The 22397-nt window shown below is 41.3% G+C and carries 22 protein-coding genes and 1 pseudogene; 13 read left to right on the top strand and 10 right to left on the bottom strand.

What is annotated here, in order from left to right; genetic code table 11:
* Nucleotides 1-165: 165 nt before the first annotated feature.
* A complete protein-coding gene (locus tag PSH41_RS06805) occupies nucleotides 166-333 on the bottom strand; it encodes an oxidoreductase-like domain-containing protein (RefSeq protein ID WP_273588408.1) in 168 nt (55 codons plus the stop codon).
* 104 nt (nucleotides 334-437) lie between these two features.
* Here PSH41_RS06805 and PSH41_RS06800 point away from each other — a divergent pair, with 104 nt between their 5' ends.
* Nucleotides 438-860: a hypothetical protein gene (locus PSH41_RS06800; protein ID WP_024031949.1), complete on the top strand. Its 423-nt coding sequence runs from the start codon at nucleotides 438-440 to the stop codon at nucleotides 858-860.
* A gap of 82 nt (nucleotides 861-942) precedes the next feature.
* Nucleotides 943-2304, top strand: coding sequence for a leucyl aminopeptidase family protein (locus tag PSH41_RS06795; RefSeq protein ID WP_273588409.1), 1362 nt, complete (start codon nucleotides 943-945; stop codon nucleotides 2302-2304).
* A gap of 17 nt (nucleotides 2305-2321) precedes the next feature.
* Here PSH41_RS06795 and gloA2 read toward each other — a convergent pair whose 3' ends face one another.
* The gene (gene gloA2, locus PSH41_RS06790; protein ID WP_004588776.1) at nucleotides 2322-2708 is read right to left on the bottom strand and encodes an SMU1112c/YaeR family gloxylase I-like metalloprotein; all 387 of its coding nucleotides are present in this window, start codon (nucleotides 2706-2708) and stop codon (nucleotides 2322-2324) included.
* A gap of 97 nt (nucleotides 2709-2805) precedes the next feature.
* On the bottom strand, nucleotides 2806-3885 hold the full coding sequence (locus tag PSH41_RS06785) for a ketoacyl-ACP synthase III (RefSeq protein WP_121638415.1): 1080 nt from the start codon (nucleotides 3883-3885) through the stop codon (nucleotides 2806-2808).
* 368 nt (nucleotides 3886-4253) lie between these two features.
* On the opposite strand from PSH41_RS06785, the gene PSH41_RS06780 reads away from it, so the two are divergent.
* The 5 genes and pseudogenes from PSH41_RS06780 (at nucleotide 4254) to PSH41_RS06755 (ending at nucleotide 7542) form a co-directional block, all read left to right on the top strand.
* The gene (locus PSH41_RS06780) at nucleotides 4254-4658 is read left to right on the top strand and encodes a nuclear transport factor 2 family protein (RefSeq protein WP_248443914.1); all 405 of its coding nucleotides are present in this window, start codon (nucleotides 4254-4256) and stop codon (nucleotides 4656-4658) included.
* 44 nt (nucleotides 4659-4702) lie between these two features.
* Nucleotides 4703-5944 (top strand): ATP-binding protein, encoded by a 1242-nt coding sequence (locus tag PSH41_RS06775; RefSeq protein ID WP_273588602.1) that lies wholly within the window; start codon nucleotides 4703-4705, stop codon nucleotides 5942-5944.
* On the top strand, nucleotides 5941-6468 hold the full coding sequence (locus tag PSH41_RS06770) for a response regulator transcription factor (protein ID WP_029771697.1): 528 nt from the start codon (nucleotides 5941-5943) through the stop codon (nucleotides 6466-6468). Before PSH41_RS06775 ends, PSH41_RS06770 begins: the two co-directional genes overlap by 4 nt.
* Before the next feature lie 393 nt (nucleotides 6469-6861).
* A pseudogene (locus PSH41_RS06760) lies at nucleotides 6862-7176 on the top strand (thiol-disulfide oxidoreductase DCC family protein); the annotation flags it as partial.
* 87 nt (nucleotides 7177-7263) lie between these two features.
* Nucleotides 7264-7542, top strand: coding sequence for a peptidylprolyl isomerase (locus tag PSH41_RS06755; protein WP_004588770.1), 279 nt, complete (start codon nucleotides 7264-7266; stop codon nucleotides 7540-7542).
* 61 nt (nucleotides 7543-7603) lie between these two features.
* Here the strand turns inward: PSH41_RS06755 and PSH41_RS06750 are convergent, their stop codons facing one another.
* From PSH41_RS06750 to PSH41_RS06725, 6 genes are all read right to left on the bottom strand, one after another.
* Nucleotides 7604-8335, bottom strand: a complete 732-nt coding sequence (locus tag PSH41_RS06750; RefSeq protein ID WP_273588410.1) for a MauE/DoxX family redox-associated membrane protein — start codon at nucleotides 8333-8335, stop codon at nucleotides 7604-7606.
* Between the two features lie 335 nt (nucleotides 8336-8670).
* Nucleotides 8671-9330, bottom strand: coding sequence for a DsbA family oxidoreductase (locus tag PSH41_RS06745; RefSeq protein WP_273588411.1), 660 nt, complete (start codon nucleotides 9328-9330; stop codon nucleotides 8671-8673).
* Between the two features lie 110 nt (nucleotides 9331-9440).
* Entirely contained in the window at nucleotides 9441-10661 is a 1221-nt protein-coding gene (locus PSH41_RS06740; protein ID WP_138579137.1) for a M24 family metallopeptidase, read from the bottom strand.
* A 158-nt stretch (nucleotides 10662-10819) separates the two neighbouring features.
* Nucleotides 10820-11431, bottom strand: a complete 612-nt coding sequence (locus PSH41_RS06735; protein WP_004588763.1) for a flavin reductase family protein — start codon at nucleotides 11429-11431, stop codon at nucleotides 10820-10822.
* 9 nt (nucleotides 11432-11440) lie between these two features.
* A complete protein-coding gene (locus tag PSH41_RS06730; RefSeq protein ID WP_273588412.1) occupies nucleotides 11441-12163 on the bottom strand; it encodes an SDR family NAD(P)-dependent oxidoreductase in 723 nt (240 codons plus the stop codon).
* Nucleotides 12160-12558 carry a thiol-disulfide oxidoreductase DCC family protein gene (locus tag PSH41_RS06725; RefSeq protein WP_138684677.1) on the bottom strand — a complete coding sequence of 133 codons (399 nt, stop codon included), beginning with the start codon at nucleotides 12556-12558 and terminating at the stop codon, nucleotides 12160-12162. The genes PSH41_RS06730 and PSH41_RS06725 overlap by 4 nt, the downstream gene beginning before the upstream one ends.
* A gap of 120 nt (nucleotides 12559-12678) precedes the next feature.
* Here PSH41_RS06725 and ppc point away from each other — a divergent pair, with 120 nt between their 5' ends.
* Nucleotides 12679-15324 (top strand): phosphoenolpyruvate carboxylase, encoded by a 2646-nt coding sequence (gene ppc, locus PSH41_RS06720; protein WP_248443906.1) that lies wholly within the window; start codon nucleotides 12679-12681, stop codon nucleotides 15322-15324.
* 107 nt (nucleotides 15325-15431) lie between these two features.
* Complete coding sequence (gene cdd, locus PSH41_RS06715) at nucleotides 15432-16358, top strand: cytidine deaminase (protein WP_273588413.1); 927 nt, start codon at nucleotides 15432-15434, stop codon at nucleotides 16356-16358.
* 81 nt (nucleotides 16359-16439) lie between these two features.
* Here cdd and udp read toward each other — a convergent pair whose 3' ends face one another.
* Entirely contained in the window at nucleotides 16440-17195 is a 756-nt protein-coding gene (gene udp / locus PSH41_RS06710) for a uridine phosphorylase (protein ID WP_004588758.1), read from the bottom strand.
* Between the two features lie 434 nt (nucleotides 17196-17629).
* Between udp and PSH41_RS06705 the strand changes: the two genes are divergently transcribed.
* The 4 genes from PSH41_RS06705 (at nucleotide 17630) to PSH41_RS06690 (ending at nucleotide 22392) form a co-directional block, all read left to right on the top strand.
* On the top strand, nucleotides 17630-18739 hold the full coding sequence (locus PSH41_RS06705; RefSeq protein ID WP_248443905.1) for an arginase family protein: 1110 nt from the start codon (nucleotides 17630-17632) through the stop codon (nucleotides 18737-18739).
* 119 nt (nucleotides 18740-18858) lie between these two features.
* Complete coding sequence (locus PSH41_RS06700) at nucleotides 18859-19569, top strand: substrate-binding periplasmic protein (protein WP_273588414.1); 711 nt, start codon at nucleotides 18859-18861, stop codon at nucleotides 19567-19569.
* A 114-nt stretch (nucleotides 19570-19683) separates the two neighbouring features.
* On the top strand, nucleotides 19684-20964 hold the full coding sequence (locus PSH41_RS06695; protein WP_273588415.1) for a hemolysin family protein: 1281 nt from the start codon (nucleotides 19684-19686) through the stop codon (nucleotides 20962-20964).
* A gap of 258 nt (nucleotides 20965-21222) precedes the next feature.
* The gene (locus PSH41_RS06690; protein ID WP_273588416.1) at nucleotides 21223-22392 is read left to right on the top strand and encodes an efflux RND transporter periplasmic adaptor subunit; all 1170 of its coding nucleotides are present in this window, start codon (nucleotides 21223-21225) and stop codon (nucleotides 22390-22392) included.
* Nucleotides 22393-22397: the final 5 nt, after the last annotated feature.

Here is a 22397-nt window from a genome sequence, read left to right as displayed (position 1 = left end):
ATAAAAAACTTTCAGGGCAATTAATAATTAACTCTTTAATAACAAAAAGTTCAAAATAAAATATATTTGCAACAATGGTGCAGTATGTAACTAATTTGAACTAATAAAGTGCGATTTTAACGCTTTTTCGAAGATTTAATGCGCGAAGTGGGTGGGTGAATGTTATCAACTTGTTTCTTTTGGTGAGGCCGGTGGTGTGTTTTGCGCTTGCCAATCACGATATTTTTGTCTGTATTCGTCCCACACGCAAGGGCTACAGCTACCTCCGCCGCAGCATTCATCAGGCTGTGGTTTTTGGGGTTTGGGGAGTACTATTATTTGTTTGTTTTGCATAAAAATGAGCTTGTGAGCACTGTTATGGTGCAAAAGAGTAAAGTATAGGGCGTATTAAGTAAATTATTCTTGTGTAAAACCCCTTATGTGTGAAAATAAAGGGTATGCGATTATATAAAGTTATTCACCGTGCGCCTTGGCGGGTAGTTAAAATTAGTAAAAAGCGCCAACAGCTTCGCTTTCGTCGTGCAATGGTGGCGCTAAAAATTGCTCTTGCGCAAGAAAGGCAAGAAACCATAGAAATGCTCACCATTTATAGGCGTTACACGCAAGGGCAAACCAGCAAAGAAGAGTTAAAGCGTGCTAATGAGCAGTTTGTAGATATTTTAAAAGGGCTTGGCTTAGGTGTATTTGCCGTACTGCCATTTGCCCCTATTACTATTCCATTGGTTGTAAAGCTAGGCAGAATGGTAGGTGTAGATGTATTGCCTAGCTCGTTTAACATTAATAAACCAGTTAAAGAGCTAGACGCCGAAATAGTTAAAGAGGATTTAAAACAACACACTAAAGCGCCAAATAAAGAATAAATCGGGCTAAAATTAGCTATACCTTTTAGCCGGTCTTATTGGTATGCTTTGAGCTACCATTTTTTATTATATGAGCTTTTCAATGAGTGCATTACTTCGTCATACTTCTTCTGGTATTCCTTTATCTTTTATTCTTAAAAACGAGTTAACTGACTGGCAATCACAACAACCGGCTTTTATCCAAACATGGTTAACAAATAGCGGCTTTGAAAAGCAAGGTTTAGCGCTTGTGCCTGACGCGCAAACCGGTGAGCTAAGCCACGTTTATTGTTTATTACAAAGCCAAAATGATTTTTGGGCTGCAGGCGAGCTTGCCAATAAATTACCGCTGGGCACGTATCAAATTCAAGGCGATGATGCCTTTATAGAGCAAGTCGCGCTTGGTTTTGTGTTAGGCGGCTATGAATTTAGTGAATATAAAGAAAAACCAACTGCCAAAGCACAATTAGCCATTGCCGATGAAGCGCTGTATCAGCGTATTAAGCAACAAGCTGATGCCATTTATTTAGCGCGTGATTTAGTAAACACACCTGCGGTAGATATGATGCCGCAGCATTTATCGCAAGTAATGGAAGATTTAGCCAATAATTACAACGGTGGATTTACCCAGTGGATTGGCGATGAGCTACTTGAGCAAAATTACCCAACAATACACATGGTCGGGCGCGCGAGCGAAAACAAACCGCGTTTACTTGATTTAAAATGGGGCGATGAAAACGCACCACTTATTACCTTAGTTGGTAAAGGGGTATGTTTTGACTCTGGCGGGCTTGATTTAAAACCAAGCTCGGGCATGCGTAACATGAAAAAAGACATGGGCGGGGCAGCGCACGTTATTGCTTTAGCACAGCTAATTATGGCGGCTAATTTACCAATTAGACTGCGCGTTTTAGTGCCTGCGGTCGAAAACGCGGTATCGCGAAATGCATTTCGCCCAGGTGATGTAATTAAAACGCGTAAAGGCATTATGGTTGAAATAGACAATACCGATGCAGAAGGGCGTTTAGTATTGTGTGATGCGCTTAGCGAGGCACAAAACGATAACCCTGAGCTAATTATTGACTTTGCGACCCTTACCGGTGCTTGTCGTGTTGCTTTAGGTACTGAGCTACCGGGCTTTTTCTCAACAGAGCGCGATGTAGCAAATGGTATTATTGATGCCGGTATGGATGTAAGCGACCCTGTATGGCAATTGCCTTTATTTGATCAGTACAAAAGCTTTTTAAAGAGCGATGTAGCTGATATGGCAAACTGTGCCAGCACACCATTTGGTGGTGCAATTACCGCGGCGCTTTATTTAAAAGAGTTTGTAGAGCCAAGCACACCCTGGGTACATTTTGATGTAATGGCGTGGAATTTACGTGCTTTACCTGGGCGCCCAACCGGCGGCGAAGCGTTAGGTATTCGTGCGGTATTTAATTACTTGCAAAGCCGTTTTAAATAAACCTTGTTATACGAGGGTTATACCTCGTATAACTCAAGCGGTAAGTTATCTGGATCGGCAAAAAAGGTGAATTTTTTGCCGGTTATTTCATCCACTCTTATCTCTTCCACAGTTATATTTTGTGACTCTAAATACTGCTTTGCTTGGGCAACGTTTTTAACTTTAAATGCTAAATGCCTTAAGCCTTGCGCTTCTGGGTAGCTTGGTCTTGCAGGTGCTCCATCAAACGAAAATAACTCTATTTGGCTGCCATCAGGCATCGCTAAATCTAATTTATACGAATTACGCGCGGCCCTAAAATGCTCGTTAATAACTTTAAGTTTAAGTACGTTACTATAAAAGTGCTTAGAGCGGGCGTAGTCACTGCAAATAATAGCAGCATGATGAATGCCTAATAGTTCCATGTAGATAGCTCCATGTAATTAGCTCCATAAGTTTGTTCTTCTAAAAAACAAAAACGCACTAAAAAGTGCGTTTAATTTTTATGTGCTTTAAAAACGTTTAGCTAGGCTCAGCGTCTTTGCAGGCTTTAACTGCGGGGGCTACAAGCTCAAGGCCTGTTAGCTCACACGGTGGCAAAGTTGCATCACTTACTTTAATCGGCGTAACACGCTCGCCCCATTTTATATAGCTTGCTGCCCACGTTAAACCTGCGCCAAACGCTGCCGACATAATATTTGAATGCGGCTTAATTAAGCCTTGCTCTACGGCTTCACATAACGCAATAGCAATCGTTGCGGCTGAGGTATTACCGTAGTCAGCAATGTTTACCATTACTTTTTCATCCGGCACTTTTAAACGATGCTGAATTGCTTGAATAATACGTAAATTAGCTTGATGTGGCACTAATACGTTTATGTCATCGAGGCTTAGGTTGGCTTGCGTTAATACATCATCACACGCTTCGCTCATACCTTTAACGGCACGTTTGAAAATTTCACGGCCTTCAAATAATAAGTCCGATGGGCCAATTGGCTCATATTTATTTAAATCACTACCAAAGTTGGTGATATGCAAAATGTCTCTGTCTTCGCTGTCGCAACCGGTTTTAGTACCTAGCAGGCCTGCGGGTGTGTCTGCGGCTTCTAGTACTACTGCGCCTGCGCCATCACCAAATAATACAGCGCTGTCACGGCGTGCCCAGTTTACATACCAGGTCATGCGCTCTGCAGCAATAACCACGGCCTTTTTAATCATACCCGCCTGAATTTGAGCGGTAGCTGCCTGAAGAGCATATAAAAAACCAGAACACGCAGCATTGGTATCCATAGCTGCAGCGCCGGTAGCACCAATGTTTTTTTGTACTAAAGAGGCGGTATTGGCCACTACGGTAGAAGGGGTACACGTTGCTAAAATAACTAAATCGATATCTTTTGCGTCAATCCCTGCACAATCGATGGCGTGCTTTGCGGCAACGGTTGCAAGTTCTGCAGTGCTAACATGGCTAACCCTACGAGATTTAATACCAGTACGTGTGGTGATCCACTCATCGTTGGTATCAACTATTTCGCTAATTTCATCGTTGCTAATGCTTGCTGGTGGAATACATTTACCCCAACCAGTAATATGTGCGTAGGCCATAGTGTGTTCTCTTAAAAAGGTGGTCTGACGTGTATTGCTAATGGGTGAGTTATATCAAAAATTGCCCTTTAAGAGAAGTTATTAACCTGTTTTGTCTCGTAAATAATAGTAATTGTGGGCAATTTAACGTAAAGCTTGTTTAAAGAGTAAGCAAGTATTAAAACTATACGTAGTGATGTGTTAAACAGCATATAATTGAATAGTGCATGATTTTGCGGCTTTACTTCAACGTAAGTGGCTTGCGTTTATGGCACTGCGTTCAAGCTGTTAGCTTAAGTGCATTAAAGTAAGCCGATATTATTAATTACTGCCCGTTTAACGTATAAACACATAAACACGTGGCAATTGCATACATAATAAGGAAGCCCATGAGCAATAAAATAAAAGTGTCGTTGTTTAATCACTTGATTGAGGCCGAACGACAGTTGCTCGACCCCGATGTCCGTCAATCAAGCCATGCATTAAATGCCTTACTTGATGATGAGTTTATTGAAATTGCAGCTAATGGCACCGTATTTGATAAGCAGCACGTACTCACACGTTTACCTACCGAGGTTGTTCCGCAGTTTTATTATCAGCACTTTAAAGGGCGAATGCTTAGCGATGATGTTGCGCAAATTAGTTACCAAGCGGCTTATAGGCGCTCAGCCCGAAGTGAGTTTAATTACTCCTTACGTATGTCGCTTTGGCGTAAAAGTAATGAGCAATGGAAAATGGTATTTCATCAAGGGACCCCGTGCGCGCTGTTTACTATATCAATGGATGAAGATTAACTTTTTTAACGTATTAAATTTTATAGGTACATCACACCTTGTTTATGCAAACCGACCCGACCATTAGCCGCCTTTTAATGCTGCGAAGTGCTGCTATTGCTGTGCAGTTAATTGCTGTACTGAGCGTGTATTTTTTATTAGAACACCAAATAGCGTTACTCCCTTTATTAGTGGTAATAGCTATAGAGGCGATATTTCAATTAGTAAGCGTATTCGCCTATCGAAATGTTAGCCAAGCGCGCCCTATAGGGATGTTAATGCAGCTCACTGCGGATGTCCTGTTTTTAACTATTTTGCTCTCATTAAGTGGCGGCGCAACCAATGCGTTTGTATCGCTATTATTACTACCTATCATGATTGCAGCGGTCACCCTTCGTGAAAAAGGACTCGCTTATATCGCCGTACTGGCAATTGCCGCTTATAGCTTTTTACTCATTAGGATGCCCGATCACAGTATGCATCAAATGAATATGAGCGGGCATTTTATAGGCATGTGGGTTAACTTTGTTTTAAGTGCAAGCGTTATCGCTTTGGTTATTGGTGCTATGAGCCGGGCATTAAAGGAGCGAGAGCGCACAATAGCTAAAGCTCGCGAGCAGCAATTGCGTAACGAGCAACTGGTAACTCTAGATGGCGCTGCTGCGCAAATAACCCATCAACTAGCCAGTCCTATCGCTAACTTACAATTATTATTTGAAGAGCTTTTAGAAGAGCAGCCAAATAACCCTGTCGTTGTGCAAATGCAAACGCCGCTTGAGCAATGTGCTAGGCAATTAAATGACTTTAGAAAGCTCTCTGCTCAGCTTCGTAATAAAAATACCACCGAGCACATTACAGTAAACCAGCTACAAAAGCAGATCACCGATACTTTATTACTGCAATACCCTGATCAGCACATTAATTGGTTAAGTGAGCCAATAGCAGTCATCTTAAAAAGTGATGCAATGCTATTGCCTGCTATTCTCAATTTGCTACAAAATGCATGCATTGCTAATCAAAAAAATAACCAAACCCAGTTAGAGCTAAGCTGGCAGCAAGATAATCAACACAGTGAAAGTATATATTTGCTAATTCGTGATTTTGGTAGCGGTTTTAGCCAATCACAATTAGCAGAGCTTGGCGGGCAACTTATGCCTAGCAGCCAAGGTATGGGGCTTGCGGTTTTACTTTCTAATGTAACGTTTGAGCGACTAAACGGCTCGTTAACTTTGTATAATCACGCTGGTGGCGGGGCAGTGGCTAAAGTAAAATTAGCCATAGCAAATAATGAGCAATCACTTTCATGAAATTACTTATAATTGAAGACGATATAAACCTAGCCAGTACACTTGCTCGGCGTTTAACAAAACAAGGCTTTAGTTGTGAAGTTGCGCATAACCAAAGTGATGCATTACTCAGTGCACATAAACACTTACCAGATTTTATTTTGCTCGATATGAAACTAGGTGACGACAACGGCCTTGCCTTAATTAAGCCACTTCGCAGCTTATTACCGCAAGCGTATATTGTATTATTAACAGGGTTTGCAAGCATAGCCACCGCTGTAGAGGCCATGCGTTTAGGCGCTAACGATTACCTTACTAAACCCGTTGATATGGCCACGTTATTAAAGGCCCTAAACGCAGATTTAAATACACAAAATGTTAGTGATGTTGCCACACCAGTTATGTCACCAGAGCGTTTAGAGTGGGAGCATATTCAGCAAGTGCTACATAGTAATAACGGTAATGTGTCGGCCACTGCGCGGCAACTCAATATGCACAGGCGCACATTGCAGCGTAAGTTACAAAAAAAGCCGGTTCAGCAGTAACCGCTTAAGGGGTATAAAATGAGTGATGATGCGGCTACATTAATGCGTAATCAAAAAATTATATTATTTGATGCACAGTGCAAATTATGTAGTGCGTGGTGTAATTTTATTATTAGGGCCTGTTTATTTTTCGAGGTTAAATTTACAGCAGCCTGTTTGGTAATTAGGCAAGACAGAGCCTATGTAGTGTGGTTGTTCCCCATAAATAGGAGATAACGTAGCATAAATGCCAAACAGGCGCTGCCCGAAGGGGTTCTGCCTAGGGGTCATTTACTCTTTGTTGCTCGGTTTTTACTTAGCCCACTAGGTTACAAACCTCGCGCCGCGATTAAATGGCCCCTAGATTGAACAAATTTTAATCCTGAAAGGTCAACAGGCCCTAGTAACGATGCCACTGCCATTTTTAAACTGTGCAGCGTGCAATCCCCAAAAGGTGTACTGCTATTAACTAATTTTGGTTTTTCAACCACACAATACGCCTCAATGGTTTACCTACAAAACGGCAAAGCGTACACGCAAAGCCATGCTTTTTTTGAAGTGGTTAAGCAGCTAGGTTACCCCTACAAACTAGCCACTGTATTTAGTGTTTTACCCAATACATTTAATAATTGGCTGTACGATAAAATTGCTTTAAACCGCTATACCTTATTTGGCAAATATCAGTATTGCAGAGTACCCAACCCAGAGGACGCAAAACATTATTTATAATTGGCTAAGTTAACTTAGCTATAAGTAGATGCTAGGTTTAGGTGGCTGTGCTAAAATCGCCGCGTTTTAAATTATCAGGGCTTTGAAATGGCAAGTACAGCGCACGCACTCCACATATTGGTTAAACACAAAGAAATAGCAGAAGACATTATTAAGCAATTAGGTAAAGGTGCCAAGTTTCAAACCTTAGCTAAAAAATACTCGTCGTGCCCATCAGGTAAAAAAGGCGGTGACCTTGGCGAATTTAGACGAGGGCAAATGGTTCCACAGTTTGACAAAATAGCCTTTAATGGCGCTATTTTAGAGCCACATTTAGTTAAAACTAAATTTGGCTGGCATGTAATTAAAGTGCTTTATCGTACTTAATAAGCTCGCTGACAAATAGTAAAAAGGCTGCACACTGCAGCCTTTTTAGTATTCAGTTTTTTTATTTAACAAACATCCAGATACCCGCAGCAATCATAAACAGGTTTTCGGTCAGAGAGACAAACCCCAGCGGTACATTACTATCTCCGCCAACACAGGCACATTTAAGCTCTCGTTTGTCTATGTAAACAGCCTTAATCACCGACACGGCGCCAACCCCCCCAATAAATAAAGAAATTGGTGCAACAATATAAGCTGAAATCCCTGCAATCATGCCAATACTTACAAATGCTTCTAAAAAGGGGTAAACATACGCATACCTAACAACTTTCATAGCCAATAGGTCGTAGGTGATAAACGAGTTTGTGAAGCTAAATAAATCGCGCAACTTTTGTATCGCCAGTACGCCCATTGTTAGCGCGACAAACAGCATAACTGTATGCATAGAAAAAAGTGCAAAGCCAGTCGAGTAGCTAAATGCAAAGGCAAGCAATAAGGTAACAGCAAAAATGGCCGTTACGGGAGTATAAGTAGTACCTTGTTGGCCAGGCTCTGATTTATTAAAGTAAGCGCGCAGGTCGTCATACCCGCCAATGCGTTCGTTATCGATAAATGTTTGTGGTGTGGTATCAACATTGTGCTTTTGTTGAAATGCATCGGTTTCTTCGCGCGAAGTCAGCGGCTTATCATCTACCTTATAGCCCTTTCGCTTAAGTAAATCTTTTGATTTGAGTCCAAATGGGCAAATATGCTCATCGGTTGCCATTCTATATAATGTTGCTGACTTAGCCATGCTTGCTCCTTATGCGTAATTAGTTACTCGATAGCCTTTAAGTAATAGTGAGTGAATGGCGGTCTGAAATAATTTAATGGCACGTTGTAATATTTACGTGGCACTTGAAATAAAATAGCGCGCAGCACACTCATTAAGAACACAAAATAGACAATGCACGTATAGTGCCAGCACTTTTATAAAAGCGCAGAGGGTGAAGTTTGAGTAGCAGAGGGTTTTTGTTAAAAGCTTATAGAAATATCGGCTCACGTAGGCAGTAAAGTTACACTGCACCCTTAATAATCATATAAGACTGCATTGCGCAGCCTTATATATGTTAAACAGCAGCTTACTTGCTAAGCGTCTTGCTTGGCTTCTTCTTCACTAATTTGTTTAAGTGCTTGAATAAACGAATCGCTTGGTTGTCCGCCACTGATTGCGTATTTATCGTTGATAATAAATGTAGGGACTGAAGTAATACCGAGTTGCTTAAAGCGGTCTTGCTCTTGGCGTACTGTTTGAACGTATTTATCTGAGTGTAAAATACTACGCGCCTGTTCTTTATCAAGGCCAACACTTTCTACTACATCAAGCAGAGCGTCTTCCTGATTTAAGTATTTTAAATCGGTGAAGTGTGCTTCAAACATGGCAAGCTTTAATTCGGTTTGCTTATCTTCTTCACGCGCCCAAGTAAGTAGGCGGTGTAAATCAAAGCTGTTGATCATGATGCGCTCACCATCAAAATTAAAGGTAAACCCGGCACGCTGACCTGCTTCGAACATGTTTTTGCGATTTTCATCGCCTTGCTCTTCAGTCAGGTTGTACTTTTGCATTAGGTGCTCGTTTAAATTTTGACCTTCAAGCGGCATGTCAGGGTTTAGCTCAAAAGGATGCCATGTAATATCTGCACTCATCTCGTCTTTAAGTTGGCCAAGCGCTGTTTCTAGGTTTTTATAACCTATTACGCACCATGGGCACATTACGTCTGACACGATATCAATTTTAAAGTTTTTCATATTCATCCTTTTGCGGATTGCTTTTGTATAACAGAGGATATTGGGATGATCTGTACTTTATCAACGAATAAACTAAAAAGAGCAGCTAATTGCTGCTCTTTATAAAGGGTTTAAGCGTTAAGCCCAAACGGGTCGTCAATACTATAACTTGGTTGTGTAAACCAATGCGGACCGTTGTCGGTCATATAAAAGTGATCCTCTAAACGTACACCAAACTCATCAGGTATAACTAGCATTGGCTCGTTACTAAAACACATGCCAGGTGCAAGTGGGGTTTTGTCTCCACCGACTAAATAAGGCCATTCGTGAATGTCTAAGCCAATACCATGGCCCGTACGATGCGGGCAGCCGGGTGTTTGGTACTGTGGCCCCAATCCTTGAGCCGCTAAATAGTGACGAGCGCCGGCATCAACTGCTTCACACGTAGCGCCAATTTTTGCAGCACTAAAGGCGGCGAGTTGCGCTGCTTTTTCATGATCCCAAAACATGCGCTGGCGCACTGTTGGCTCACCAAATACATAGGTGCGGGTTATATCTGAAAGGTAATCATGCACTTTGCAACCGGTATCTATTAATACCATATCGCCTTTTTTAAGCACTTGCGCATCTTTAACGCCATGTGGAAATGAGGTCGCCACACCAAATAAAACAATACAAAAATAGTTACCGGGGGCACCTACTTTTTGATGCGCTTTTTTAATGAAGGCTTCTACCTCTGTGGTGGTAATACCTTCGTAAAGCATGCTTGCAGTTGCTTGATGTACAGCTAAAGTCATATCCATTGCGCATTGCATGAGCGCTAATTCGTTTACCGACTTATGCATGCGGCAATGTGCAGTAACGCTCTGTGCATTAACTATATTTAGGCCTTTTTGCGCTTTGTTTATACCGTCGAATATAAAAAATTGGGCACTTTCATCAATGCCTATTGTGGCATTGTCATTAATGTTGAGCTGCTTGAGTACACTTACAAATAACGCATATGGACTTTCGTGTTCTTGCCATCCATGAATGGGGCCTTCAATCACTTTAAAGCCGTTTAGGGTGCCAATTTCAAAATAAGGGGCTATGTATTGTACATCGCCTATAGCGGGTAAAATGGCGCCAACCATGCGCTCACTTGCATACCATTTCATACCTGTGAAGTAAGTGAGGTTTGTACCTGCATTTAAATAAATTGCATCAATATTATTTGCTTGCATATAAGCTTGTGCTTTTGCAATGCGCTGTAAATATTCATCTGCTTGAATAGGGGTTACATTGGCGGTCATATTGCTTAATCCCGCTAATGCTTGCTCGCTTGTGTGTGTACCAACGCCTAGTGTGGCCATAAAAGTCTCCTTGGTTTCAATACCAAGCTGCATAAATACTTGAGCAATTGAACAAATTAAATTTCACTAAAATGTTAAAAAGCCCCAATAAGCAGATTGGTGTTAGGCATTGTGTTTAATGTAAAACCATAATTCAATAATATGCGACAACATGCATGCTAAGGTTTTTTAGCGTAAGGTAAACGCGATAATTTATTGCTAGTGTGGTAACTATCAAGCCCAGTTACAGCCACAGTCTCAATAGCTTGTAAATCTAAAAAGCCATCACTTTGTAGCGCCGCTTCATCTAAATACACATCAGTAATTTCACCTATAACCAGCTCGGTGCCATTAACGGCTAAGTGTTGGTGCTCAACGTATTTCACAGAGTATTTTAATCGCGACTCTTGAACAAAAGGGGCTGTAAATTCATTTAGGTATTCTGGCGTTAAACCTGTTGCGTCAAATTCTGACTCGCCTTTATCGTAGCGAGCTGATGTTTGATGAGCTTGCTTATATATGGCCTTATTAACTTGGTTAATGGTGTAACAGCCGGTTTCTATGATGTTTTCAAAAGTATGGCGAGGCACGCTATTAGGGCGCATTATCATGCCAACCAATGGCGGGTGAGCCCCTAAATGAATAACCGAGCTAACAATAGCTACATTTGTATTGCCTTGCTTGTCTTGCGTGCCAATTAAGTTGGCGCTTTTAAAACCCGAAAGTGAATTAATTAAATGAGTACGAGTGTGTTTTTCAAGTGCGTTTATGCGCTCTTTAGTAAAATGCATTAAAGGTCCTTACCAGGGTATGGCTTCGCCTTGCCAATCTAAATAGGCGGGCTCACCGTTAAGTTCTAAATGAGGGTTATTAAACGTAAGTGTAAAAAGCTGTTTAGCTACAAATTCAGCGCTAAAAAGCTTATCCGCAGGTACGTTTTTTTGAAATGGTTTTGAAAGCGCAGTATCGGTAGTGCCCGGATGAAATAACACCAGTTTAGTATTTTTAGCTCGGCGCGCCAGTTCTACCGCTGCGGTTTTAAATAGCATGTTTAAGGCCGCTTTAGATGCGCGGTATGTATACCAACCGCCTAATTTATTATCGTTAATACTGCCCACACGCGCACTGAGCGCCGTTATAGTGCACTGCGTTTTATGTGTTAACAGCGGTAAAATGCTTTGTAAGCATAGTAAGGGAGTGAGTGTGTTGGAATTAAATAATTCGTTAAAATAGTCTGCGTTTAGCTCTTCTAGCTTTTTTTCTGGCATGTGGGTTTTGTTGTGTAAAGTGCCATTAAACATAACGACTTGTAGAATATCGGCATTTTGCTCTTTTAAGTAAGTTGTAACCTTGGCTAAGCTTTGCGCTGTGTAATGGCTCTTTAGGTAAACAACATTACTATTTGTATCTGCCTTTTTTGAGCTGACACATATAACTTGCACTGTGGGGGCATTTATTTGTAGGTGCTCAATATAAGCTTGTGCTATTGCGCTGCTGGCACCAAATAAAACAATTGTTTTCATTGTTTGTCCTTTGTATTAACAGTGCATTGGCCGTTTAAACAGGAGGCGTTTGGCATGAGCAAACGGCTTATTTTTTGTCTGTGTTTTGCAAAAAACACATAGGCGGCATCAGCGAAGTAGCGAATTATTGGCAAGCGAAAAATTTTCAACCAGCGGTATTTTCCTACCGTTTTCCACGCTTGATAGGTAACATCTAAGCCGTAAATCATCTCGCCAGTTGGTAACTGTGCATGCAATATAGCCATGGCCTTGTTTTTATTAACACTTGGGTAACGTGCGCTAAAATCGTGGCTATTAAGGTCTTCTAAAACAATTTTATGTTTAGTATCAGCATCTTTAAGGTGCTGCATTTCGGTATTGCAAAGCGGGCAGCTGGCGTCGTAAAAAATGATCATAAAAGCCGTTTTCTAATAATTTACATATAGCTAATTACGATTCACCATTGCAAATGGATCTATTAAATCTGCGCTCATGATGATATTAATAGCATTCCATGAAACAAAGGAGACTGAGAAATGAGTGAACAATATGCCGCCTTGCGAGGTAATGTTAATTTACTTGGGCAGCTACTAGGACAAACTATTAAAGATGCCCAAGGCCAAGCGATTTTAGATAAAGTAGAGGAAATTCGTGCTTTATCAAAGTCATCTCGCAGTGGTAACGAAGACGACAGACAAGCGCTAATTGAGGTACTACATGCGCTTAGTGATGAAGAGCTTTTACCGGTTGCCCGTTCATTTAATCATTTTTTAAATTTAGCTAATGTAGCAGAGCAGTTCCACACTGTTTCGCGTTTTAATGATGTTGGTTTTTGCCAACTAAACCCTCTCACTCAAACATTAAAAACGTTAACTGCAAAAGCAAAAGAAGGCCAATTAGATAGTAATCATCTGGCCGAAACACTCTCAAAACTCCACATAAACTTAGTATTAACCGCTCACCCAACCGAGGTGACGCGCCGTACCATTATTAATAAGCACGTAGAATTAAGTGATTGTTTAGCCTCGCTTGAGCGCAAAGACAATTTACCACAAGAGCGTGAAGCTATTTTAAACCGTATCGCTCAACTTATCAGCCAAGCATGGCACACCGATGATATTCGTCGTTCTCGCCCAAGCCCAGTTGATGAAGCTAAATGGGGATACGCTGTTATTGAAAACAGCTTATGGCACGCTGTGCCACGCTTTTTACGTGAGTTTTCAGATCAAGTTAAAGAGCATTTAAGTTTAGAGCTCCCAATTGATTACAGCCCCATTGAGTTTACCTCTTGGATGGGCGGAGACCGTGACGGTAACCCATTTGTAACTGCACAGGTAACACAGCAAGTACTTGATCATGGTCGTTGGATGGCGCTTGATTTATACAGCCGTGATATTGACACGCTAAGCGCAGAGCTGAGCATGTCAGATGCAAGCGATGAGCTAATTGAGCTGGCAGGACAAGACTTTGAACCTTATCGCGCTGTACTTAAAAAGCTTAAAAACCAAGTCTCTGAAACAGTGGTGCATTTAGGTGCAAAAATCAAGAATAAGCGCAGCGATTCAGAAGACTTAATCACTGATATAAATCAAATCAAGCACCCAGTAGAAGTGTGCTATCGCTCTTTATTAAAGTGCAACATGAAAGTTGTCGCCGATGGTTTATTACTTGATTTACTGCACCGTATAAATAGCTTTGGCCTGCGTTTGGCAAAACTTGATGTACGCCAAGATTCAGACCGCCACAGCGATGTGTTTTCTGAGCTTACACGCCACCTAGGTTTAGGCGATTACAACCAATGGCAAGAGCAGGACAAACAAGCATTTTTGCTTACCGAGCTTAATTCTCGCCGTCCGCTTATTCCTAAAAACTGGCAACCAAGTCCAGAGGTGCAAGAAGTACTCGACACCTTTGATGTAATAGCTAAGCAAGATGAAAAAACATTTGGCTTGTACATTATTTCAATGGCGCGTACCGCCTCTGACATTTTAGCTGTACAACTGCTTTTAAAAGAAAGTGGCTGTCAGTTTAATTTACCAGTAGCGCCTTTGTTTGAAACGCTTGACGATTTAAACGCCGGTAGCGATGTAATTACCACGTTGCTTGATAACGTATGGTACCGCGGGCATATTAAAAATACCCAAAATGTCATGATTGGTTATTCTGATTCAGCTAAAGACGCCGGCATGATGGCCGCAGGCTGGGCACAGTACGAAGCAATGGATAAACTAGTGCAGCTTGCCGATAAGCGCGGCATTGAACTTGTTTTATTCCATGGTCGTGGTGGTACGGTAGGGCGCGGTGGGGCACCTGCTGCACAAGCACTGCATTCACAACCGCCTGGTTCATTAAAAGGCGGCTTGCGAGTAACTGAGCAAGGCGAAATGATCCGCTTTAAGTTTGGTTTACCTGATGTAGCACTGCAAAGTTTAAATATTTACGCGGGTGCCGTACTGCAAAGTAACTTATTACCACCGCCAGAGCCTAAGCAAGAGTGGCGTGAAGTGATGAAGTTGATAAGCGAGCAGTCGTGCGATCACTACCGTAATGTGGTTCGCCATGATGAAAACTTTGTTCCTTACTTTAGAATGGCAACGCCTGAGCTAGAGCTGTCTAAATTACCATTGGGCTCGCGTCCTGCTAAACGTAATCCAAATGGTGGGGTTGAGAGCTTACGTGCTATTCCATGGATTTTTGCATGGAGTCAAAACCGTTTAATGTTACCTGCATGGCTTGGCGCATTAACAGGCTTAAAAGCGGCACTTGATAAATACGGCATAGAAACACTGCACGAAATGAGCCTGCAATGGCCATTTTTCAGAGCACGTCTTGAAATGCTAGAAATGGTATTTAGTAAAGCCGATAGCTGGTTAAGTGAGCATTACGATAACGCGCTGGTGGAAGACATGTACAAACCACTGGGTACCTCGTTACGTAAAGAGCTAGAAGAAGCAATTAGCTTAGTGCAATCGCTTAGCCCGCAAAATAGCTTATTGGCAGATCAACCATGGATAAAAGAGTCGATTGCGCTGCGTAATCCGTACACCGATCCGCTTAATGTACTGCAAGTTGAGCTGCTGCGTCGTTCGCGCTCAAGCGATAAAGTAAGTGAAGGTGATATTGATAATGCATTAATGATCACCATGACAGGTATTGCTGCAGGTATGCGCAATACTGGTTAGTCTACTTTAACTTAAAAATAGGGGAGCACAGTGTGCTCCCTTTTTTTGCTGGCATTTAGGCGCCTAACCTTTTAAACTACTTAGCCATTAAATAATTATAATATGTTATGGCATCAGCAACTTTTACTGTGCAACAAGACACAGCACTCACAAATTCATATATCTCACTAAGCGTTACGCAAACTCAAGCATTACGCAGCCAATTAAAAGCCCAGCGTGGTATTTTACATCCTAACGATATTAGCCAATTGTGCGCGCAACTTAATGTATCTGATGACGCGTTATTACAAGGTTTGGTGCCTTTAGCGTCTGAATTTTCGGTGGCTCCTGTTTCTCACTTTCATGTGGGAGCTATTGTTAAAGCACTTGATGAGCAAGGTGATATAAATTTTTATTTTGGTGCTAATGTCGAATTTGATCACCAAGCGCTTAGTTTAGTCGTGCATGCAGAGCAGTCGGCGATTAACAATGCGTGGTTAAATGGCGCAAAAAAAATACTAAAAATAGCAATTAGCGATGCCCCATGTGGTTATTGCAGGCAGTTTATGAACGAACTGGCTGATGCAAAAGAGTTTGATATTTTACTGCCAGAGCAACATTTTAAATTAGCTGATTTATTACCGCATTCATTTGGCCCCACTGATTTAGGCAACGATTTTAGCCTGTTTAACCCAAAACAGCAGCAACACACATTTGCAGATACAGCCCTTGATGAAAAGCTAGCAGCCATGGCGCTAATGGCCTACGTACCTTACAGTAACAACTTTAGCGCAGTTAAAATAAGTACCTTTAATAATGGTGACTTTTACGGCAGTTACGCAGAAAACGCGGCTTACAGCCCAAGCCTTTCGCCACTTCAAAGTGCGCTTAGTCAATTGTTTTTAGCGGGTCTTAGCTTTAACGATAAAACGATTAAAGCAATTACACTGTTAGAAACCCAAGGTCATGAAAACCAAGGGGGAGTAGCACGTGCGGTACTTGCAAGCTTTAGCAATTTGCCAGAAATAGAAGTGATTAGCGCAAAGCTAAGGTAACCAGAATTTAGGGTAAGCTAAAAACAATAAAGCACAGCAATTGCTGTGCTTTATGCGTTTTATTAAAGCGCTAAAAAGGCATTAGCCTAATAGTACTTTTGCAGCTTCTAATACCACAGCCACTGATTTTTTCTCAATTTCACCGTGATCAACGTTTGGAATTTCTTGGCGAGTACGGTTAACCAATACACCGGCAACACACGCCGCTTTAAGGCCTAGCGCTGCACACATGGTAAATAAGGTAGCAGACTCCATTTCGTAGTTCATCACGCCTAGGTTTTGCCACTCTTCACAGCTACCTTGTAATGACTTAGGTACATAACCCGAATGCGTATCGTAACGCTCTTGCCCTGGGTAGAATGTGTCGCTTGAGGCAGTAATACCAATGTGGAAGTCGATATCTAGGTTTTTACACGCTTGCACCATAGCTTGAGTCGCAAAAAAGTCAGATACCGCAGGGTAGCTAAGTGGTGCAAAGTGTTGGCTTGCGCCATCTAAACGCACAGACGCTTGGCTTACTAAAATATCACCTTCATTAATATGTGGCTGAATTGCCCCAGTAGTACCAATACGTAAGAAAGTACGTACGCCAAGCTGTGCCAGCTCCTCTACAGCAATAGAGGTTGAAGGGCCGCCAATACCGGTTGAACAAATCACCACAGAGTGACCATTTAACTGGCCTAAATAAACATGAAACTCACGTGTTTGAGCAAGGCAGGTTGGGTTGTCTAGGAATTGAGAAATGCGTGCAGCACGATCTGGGTCACCAGGGACAATAGCAAGCTCAGCCCCTTTTAAATCGTCAATACATAATCCTAAGTGAAATACCTTTTCCATAACTAAGCCTTTTTATAAAAATTTGTTGTCAATCTAGCATCATTACGGCAAATGTAAACTAAGTACAGGACGTATGTCCGATGTTGAAAAATACTTATAAATGATGGCTTTATTCATTCACATTGAATATTAAATCAAAGGCTTAAAGTTCGTTAAAAGGCGGGTGGTTGACTTGTTTATTGAGAGTCTATATGTATTGATTATGGTGATAACTTAAATTTATCAATACGTGGTTTAAAGCGTTTTTAGTTATTTAATAACAAACAGTTACGGCTTTATTTTAGCTTTTTTTAACGGCTTTTATATAAGCGCATAAATAATGCTTGAGCAATAAGTGAGCGCATTGCGCGATATTTGCAAATAGGCCGATAATTTTAGTTTTTGCATAACTAATCAAAACCACATGAATAAAACACACAAGTATAGGATTTATTATGAGCACACAATTTGACGCGTTTAAACGTAAAGTAGAGCACTGTTTATGTGCACCTGGCGATGGTGTATTTACAGTTAATACCGCGAAAGAGCGTAAAGCGGCATTACGTAATAAATTGTATGGGCAAAGCGAAAATGTTGATGTTTTGTGGCGCGATTCTTTAACACAATTACCCGAATCTCCTCACAAAGCGGTTATGTTAGGTATTAGCTCAGATTGTGGCGGCGGTATTTTACGTGGCGCAAACTGGGGGCCATTATTTTTACGCTCAGCCTTGATTGATCAGCAAACCCAGTGCCGCTCTTTTGATTTAGGTGATGTACGCGTTATCCCGCATTTATTACATGATAAATACTTAAACGACGCCACAATTTCAAACTGCCAAAAAGCCCTATACGGCGATAAAAACGATGATTACTACGTAAGCCCGCTTTCTATTACCGAAGATGTGTGTGACAGCTTTTACGCCACATTTAAAGATAAAGGCATATTTGGCATTGGGGGCGATCACTCAATCAGCTACCCGCTAACTAAAGCGTATTTAAAAGCTAAGCGCGAGCAAGGCAAACGTACCGCTATTATTCATTTTGATGCGCATACCGATTTATTAGTAGAGCGCTTAGGGATAGATTTATGTTTTGGCTCGTGGTGTACGCATATATTAGAGTTTTTACCTGCACCTCATCATTTAATCCAGTTTGGTATTCGCTCAAGCGGTAAACCTAAATCGCACTGGGAAAGCACCTTTGGTGTAAAACAACATTGGGCTAATGAAATAATAGAGCGTGGTGCAAAAGCGGTTGCTGATGAAACCATTGCGCAGCTTAAAGCCGATAACGTAGATGAAGTGTATGTAAGCTTTGACATAGATGCACTCGATGCCGAATTTGCCTCAGCTACGGGCACACCAGAAGATAACGGCTTAACCCCGCAACATGCACTGGATATTTTACAAGCTATTGCCGATCAGTTTCCAATTACTGGCGCCGACATGATGGAAATAGCGCCATTTACCGACAGCTCATTAGTGGGCCAAGCAAGTTCAGAAACAACATTACGTGAAGGCGCTAAAATTTCAGCGTTCTTAATTAGTGCAATGAATAAATAGCAAGTTAGTCTTTAAAAAATCTAGTCCTATCAGCGTATAGGGCTAGGTTAAAAACTAGCGGTTCGGTTACCCTCGGCTATAGTTGGTGTATATCTGTTTTAGTTTTGAGGCGAAGCTAAATGAAGCTGTACTTATTTTTGTTGTGTTTTGCATGCATAAGGCTCAATGCAGCTGAAATTACAATAGTGACCGAAGTATTCCCCGATTTTCAATACATTGACGAAAACAACCAACTTGCAGGGCGCTCTGTAGATAAAGTGAGAAACGCGCTCGCCAATACAGATATTAAATACACTATGTTAGCGCACAGTTGGGCTGTGTCTTATAACGCAGTATTAAGAGATACGAATACCTGTATATTTTCTATTGTAAGGTTACCTAAGCGAGAAGATAAGTTTAGCTGGGTGGCTGAGCTTGAAAGTTTTGACTCTGCTATTTATGCCCTTAAATCACGTAACATTCGCTTAAAAACGCTTAACGATGCTAAAAAATATAAAACAGCGGTGCTTAGGGATAATTTTAGCCACCATTATTTGCTAGAGCGTGGCTTTAGTGAAGCTAAAAACTTATTGATAATTGATAGCTTCGACAAAATAGATAAATTAATAAGCACTCGGCACGATATTCTCGACTTTGTTATTTTAAGTAAAAAACAATTTAACTACCGCGCACAGTTTGAGCCAAAGCTTAAATTATTAGAGCCTATATTTACGCTCAATACACAACACTCCCCCCTTTACTTTGCCTGTAATAAAAACATGCCGCAAAGCCTACAAGATAGACTCGCGCTGGCATTCGATGAAGCAAAAAAGAAAAATAAACAACGCTAATTCAATGGCTTATTAATTAATCCTGTAAAAGCATAAATATAAATTGCCGCGTTTAAAAAAGCGTCTATAATCAGCTGCTTTTTATTGAAAAAGCGCTAACTTTTGGAGCGTTAAATGGGTGATTTAATCGGGATTAGCTTATTGATCTTGATCAGTGCGTTGTTTGCCATGTCGGAAATTGCTATTGCAGCATCGCGTAAAATTAAACTGCGGGTAATGGCCGATGAAGGCAGTGATAACGCGGCCGCGGTATTAAAACTGCAAGAAAACCCTGGGGCGTTTTTTGCGATGATCCAAATTGCCTTAAACGCGATTGCTATTTTAGGCGGAATAGTGGGCGAACAAGCGCTATCGCCTTATGTACAAAGTATCTTGGTGCTTTTTTATCAAGGTGTGCACCTCGAAAAAATTAGCTTTTTATTTTCGTTTTTTACCATTACCTCGCTGTTTATATTATTTGCTGATTTAATGCCAAAGCGTTTAGCGATGATCATGCCTGAAGCGGTGGCTTTGCGTGTGGTAACAATAATGCGATGGGTTACTTTTGCACTTACGCCATTAGTAATGTTTTTTAATGGTTTAACTAATTTTGTACTGCGTTTATTTAAAGTACCCGCAGAGCGAGAAGATATTGTTACCACCGAAGACATTGTGGCGATGATGGATGCGGGCGCAGAATACGGCAGCTTACAACAACAAGAGTATGAGCTAATTGGCAATGTGTTTGAACTAGAAGCACGCTTTTTATCAAGTGTAATGACCCCACGCGACCAAATAGTTTATTTTGACTTAAATGAAAGCAGCCACGATATAGCCACCAAAATTATTGAAAACCCCCATAATCATTTTTTAGTGGTCTCGGGTAATTTAGATAAATTACGCGGCTCTGTTGAGTCAAAAGATATACTACGACAAGTACTAAAAGGTGAGCCAGCTAATATTAAGCAAGAGCTGATTGAAACAGACGTGTTTTATTTACCAGAAACCCTAAGCCTGTCTGAGGCGCTAAATGCATTTAAAAGTGCTGCAAAACCGTTTGCTGTGGTAGTAAATGAATATGCCTTGTTAGTCGGTATTGTTACCGTAAAAGATTTAATGAAAGGGTTTATGGGGGATTTAATTACCCACCAAGGCGATGAACTTATTATTGCCCGCGATGAGCACTCGTGGTTAGTGGATGGTTTAACCCCGATTTCTGATTTAGCAAAAGTATTAGACATTGAAGAATTTCCCGATCAAATGCACTTTGAAACCGTGGCTGGCTTTTTAATATACACAATGAAGCGTATACCTAAACGTGCTGAGCACTTTACCTTTAATGGCTTTAAATTTGAGGTGGTTGATGTTGAGGGGATAAGGGTAGAGCAATTATTGGTGTCTCGTATAAGTAAATAGTTATAAATTTGTATTAAAGCCAAGCTTAGCTTGGCTTTTTTGTTGCAGGTTAATAAATAACGCACCGCAATAAAGTTTATTTTTCATACTTATCCGTTTTATTTTTCATCAAATTAACACCTTCTACAACCTATGGCGTAGTTTAATTTTGCAACTGTAAGTTAGTGTAAATTTGCACCCGTTTTAATTTATTCTCGTTTAGATTTACTTTAGAATGATCGTTCACTCTAGACATAAATAGACTAAAAGGTATTTAACATGCAGCGTTCTCGCATCGCTTTATTTGTATTAACAGCCCTCGTTGGATCTGTTGCTTTAACAGGTTGCGACCAAGCAGCTGACTCGCAACAAGCTTCAGCTCCACAAGCAGTACCTGTTGGTGTAATTACATTAAAAAGCCAAGCGCTTACACTAAAAAAGGAGCTTCCCGGTCGCATTAGTGCTTTTCAAATTGCAGAAATCCGCCCGCAAGTAAGTGGCATTGTGCAATCGCGTTTATTTACAGAAGGTGCTCAAGTTAAGCAAGGCCAAGCGCTTTATCAAATTGACCCCGCTACGTTTGAAGCTGACCTAGCAGCAAGCGAAGCAGCTGTTGCCCGCGCTGAGGCAAGTATTGCCAGCACTAAATCAAAAGCGTCGCGTTATAGCGAGCTTTTAAAAATTAAAGCCGTAAGTCAGCAAGACTTTGACGAAGCAGATGCAGCGCAAAAGCAAGCACAAGCAGAGCTATTAACGGCGAAAGCACAGCTTAAATCGGCGCAAATTAACCTAGACTACAGCCATGTATCTTCTCCAATCAGTGGCCAAATTAGTAAATCGAGCGTTACTGTTGGTGCGCTTGTTAGCGCTAATCAAACAACAGCACTGGCAACAGTGACCCAGCTTGACCCTATTTATGTTGATTTAACCCAATCAAGCAACGAGCTAACTCAACTTAAAAAAGCTATTTCTTCAGGTTCATTGAGCGTTGATTCACAATCGCAAACAGATGTTGAACTGCAAATGGAAGATGGCTCAACTTACCCACTTAAAGGCACGTTACAGTTCTCTGAAGTGACAGTAGACCCAAGCACAGGGTCGGTTACCTTACGCGCTAAATTCCCAAATCCTGATAAGTTATTATTACCGGGTATGTATGCACGTGCCTCTGTAGTTGAGGGCGTAAAACAAGACGCTATTTTAGTGCCGCAACGTGGGGTTAGCCGTAATACAAAAGGCGAGCCAACAGCCATGGTTGTTAGCAAAGAAAACACCGTTGAAAGCCGCGTTTTAAAAGTAGACAGAACGATTGGTTCAAACTGGTTAGTAACCGACGGGCTAAGCGATGGCGATAAAGTGATTATTGAAGGGTTACAAAAAATTCGCCCTGGAGCGCCGGTAACACCGACTGAAGTTTCACCATCAGCAACAGCTGACAAAGCGCAATAACGGAG

The organism is Pseudoalteromonas sp. CST2 (assembly GCF_028599385.1).
In the GTDB taxonomy this organism is placed as follows: Bacteria; Pseudomonadota; Gammaproteobacteria; order Enterobacterales; family Alteromonadaceae; genus Pseudoalteromonas; species Pseudoalteromonas atlantica.
Note: the sequence above shows the minus strand (reverse complement) of the source record. Positions and strands in the feature narration are given on the sequence as shown.

Bases quoted from the DNA above. Each gene is read 5' to 3' on its own strand.
- PSH41_RS06805 (WP_273588408.1), bottom strand. From the start codon at position 333: ATGCAAAACAAACAAATAATAGTACTCCCCAAACCCCAAAAACCACAG.
- PSH41_RS06800 (WP_024031949.1), top strand. From the start codon at position 438: ATGCGATTATATAAAGTTATTCACCGTGCGCCTTGGCGGGTAGTTAAA.
- PSH41_RS06795 (WP_273588409.1), top strand. From the start codon at position 943: ATGAGTGCATTACTTCGTCATACTTCTTCTGGTATTCCTTTATCTTTT.
- gloA2 (WP_004588776.1), bottom strand. From the start codon at position 2,708: ATGGAACTATTAGGCATTCATCATGCTGCTATTATTTGCAGTGACTAC.
- PSH41_RS06785 (WP_121638415.1), bottom strand. From the start codon at position 3,885: ATGGCCTACGCACATATTACTGGTTGGGGTAAATGTATTCCACCAGCA.
- PSH41_RS06780 (WP_248443914.1), top strand. From the start codon at position 4,254: ATGAGCAATAAAATAAAAGTGTCGTTGTTTAATCACTTGATTGAGGCC.
- PSH41_RS06775 (WP_273588602.1), top strand. From the start codon at position 4,703: ATGCAAACCGACCCGACCATTAGCCGCCTTTTAATGCTGCGAAGTGCT.
- PSH41_RS06770 (WP_029771697.1), top strand. From the start codon at position 5,941: ATGAAATTACTTATAATTGAAGACGATATAAACCTAGCCAGTACACTT.
- PSH41_RS06755 (WP_004588770.1), top strand. From the start codon at position 7,264: ATGGCAAGTACAGCGCACGCACTCCACATATTGGTTAAACACAAAGAA.
- PSH41_RS06750 (WP_273588410.1), bottom strand. From the start codon at position 8,335: ATGGCTAAGTCAGCAACATTATATAGAATGGCAACCGATGAGCATATT.
- PSH41_RS06745 (WP_273588411.1), bottom strand. From the start codon at position 9,330: ATGAAAAACTTTAAAATTGATATCGTGTCAGACGTAATGTGCCCATGG.
- PSH41_RS06740 (WP_138579137.1), bottom strand. From the start codon at position 10,661: ATGGCCACACTAGGCGTTGGTACACACACAAGCGAGCAAGCATTAGCG.
- PSH41_RS06735 (WP_004588763.1), bottom strand. From the start codon at position 11,431: ATGCATTTTACTAAAGAGCGCATAAACGCACTTGAAAAACACACTCGT.
- PSH41_RS06730 (WP_273588412.1), bottom strand. From the start codon at position 12,163: ATGAAAACAATTGTTTTATTTGGTGCCAGCAGCGCAATAGCACAAGCT.
- PSH41_RS06725 (WP_138684677.1), bottom strand. From the start codon at position 12,558: ATGATCATTTTTTACGACGCCAGCTGCCCGCTTTGCAATACCGAAATG.
- ppc (WP_248443906.1), top strand. From the start codon at position 12,679: ATGAGTGAACAATATGCCGCCTTGCGAGGTAATGTTAATTTACTTGGG.
- cdd (WP_273588413.1), top strand. From the start codon at position 15,432: ATGGCATCAGCAACTTTTACTGTGCAACAAGACACAGCACTCACAAAT.
- udp (WP_004588758.1), bottom strand. From the start codon at position 17,195: ATGGAAAAGGTATTTCACTTAGGATTATGTATTGACGATTTAAAAGGG.
- PSH41_RS06705 (WP_248443905.1), top strand. From the start codon at position 17,630: ATGAGCACACAATTTGACGCGTTTAAACGTAAAGTAGAGCACTGTTTA.
- PSH41_RS06700 (WP_273588414.1), top strand. From the start codon at position 18,859: ATGAAGCTGTACTTATTTTTGTTGTGTTTTGCATGCATAAGGCTCAAT.
- PSH41_RS06695 (WP_273588415.1), top strand. From the start codon at position 19,684: ATGGGTGATTTAATCGGGATTAGCTTATTGATCTTGATCAGTGCGTTG.
- PSH41_RS06690 (WP_273588416.1), top strand. From the start codon at position 21,223: ATGCAGCGTTCTCGCATCGCTTTATTTGTATTAACAGCCCTCGTTGGA.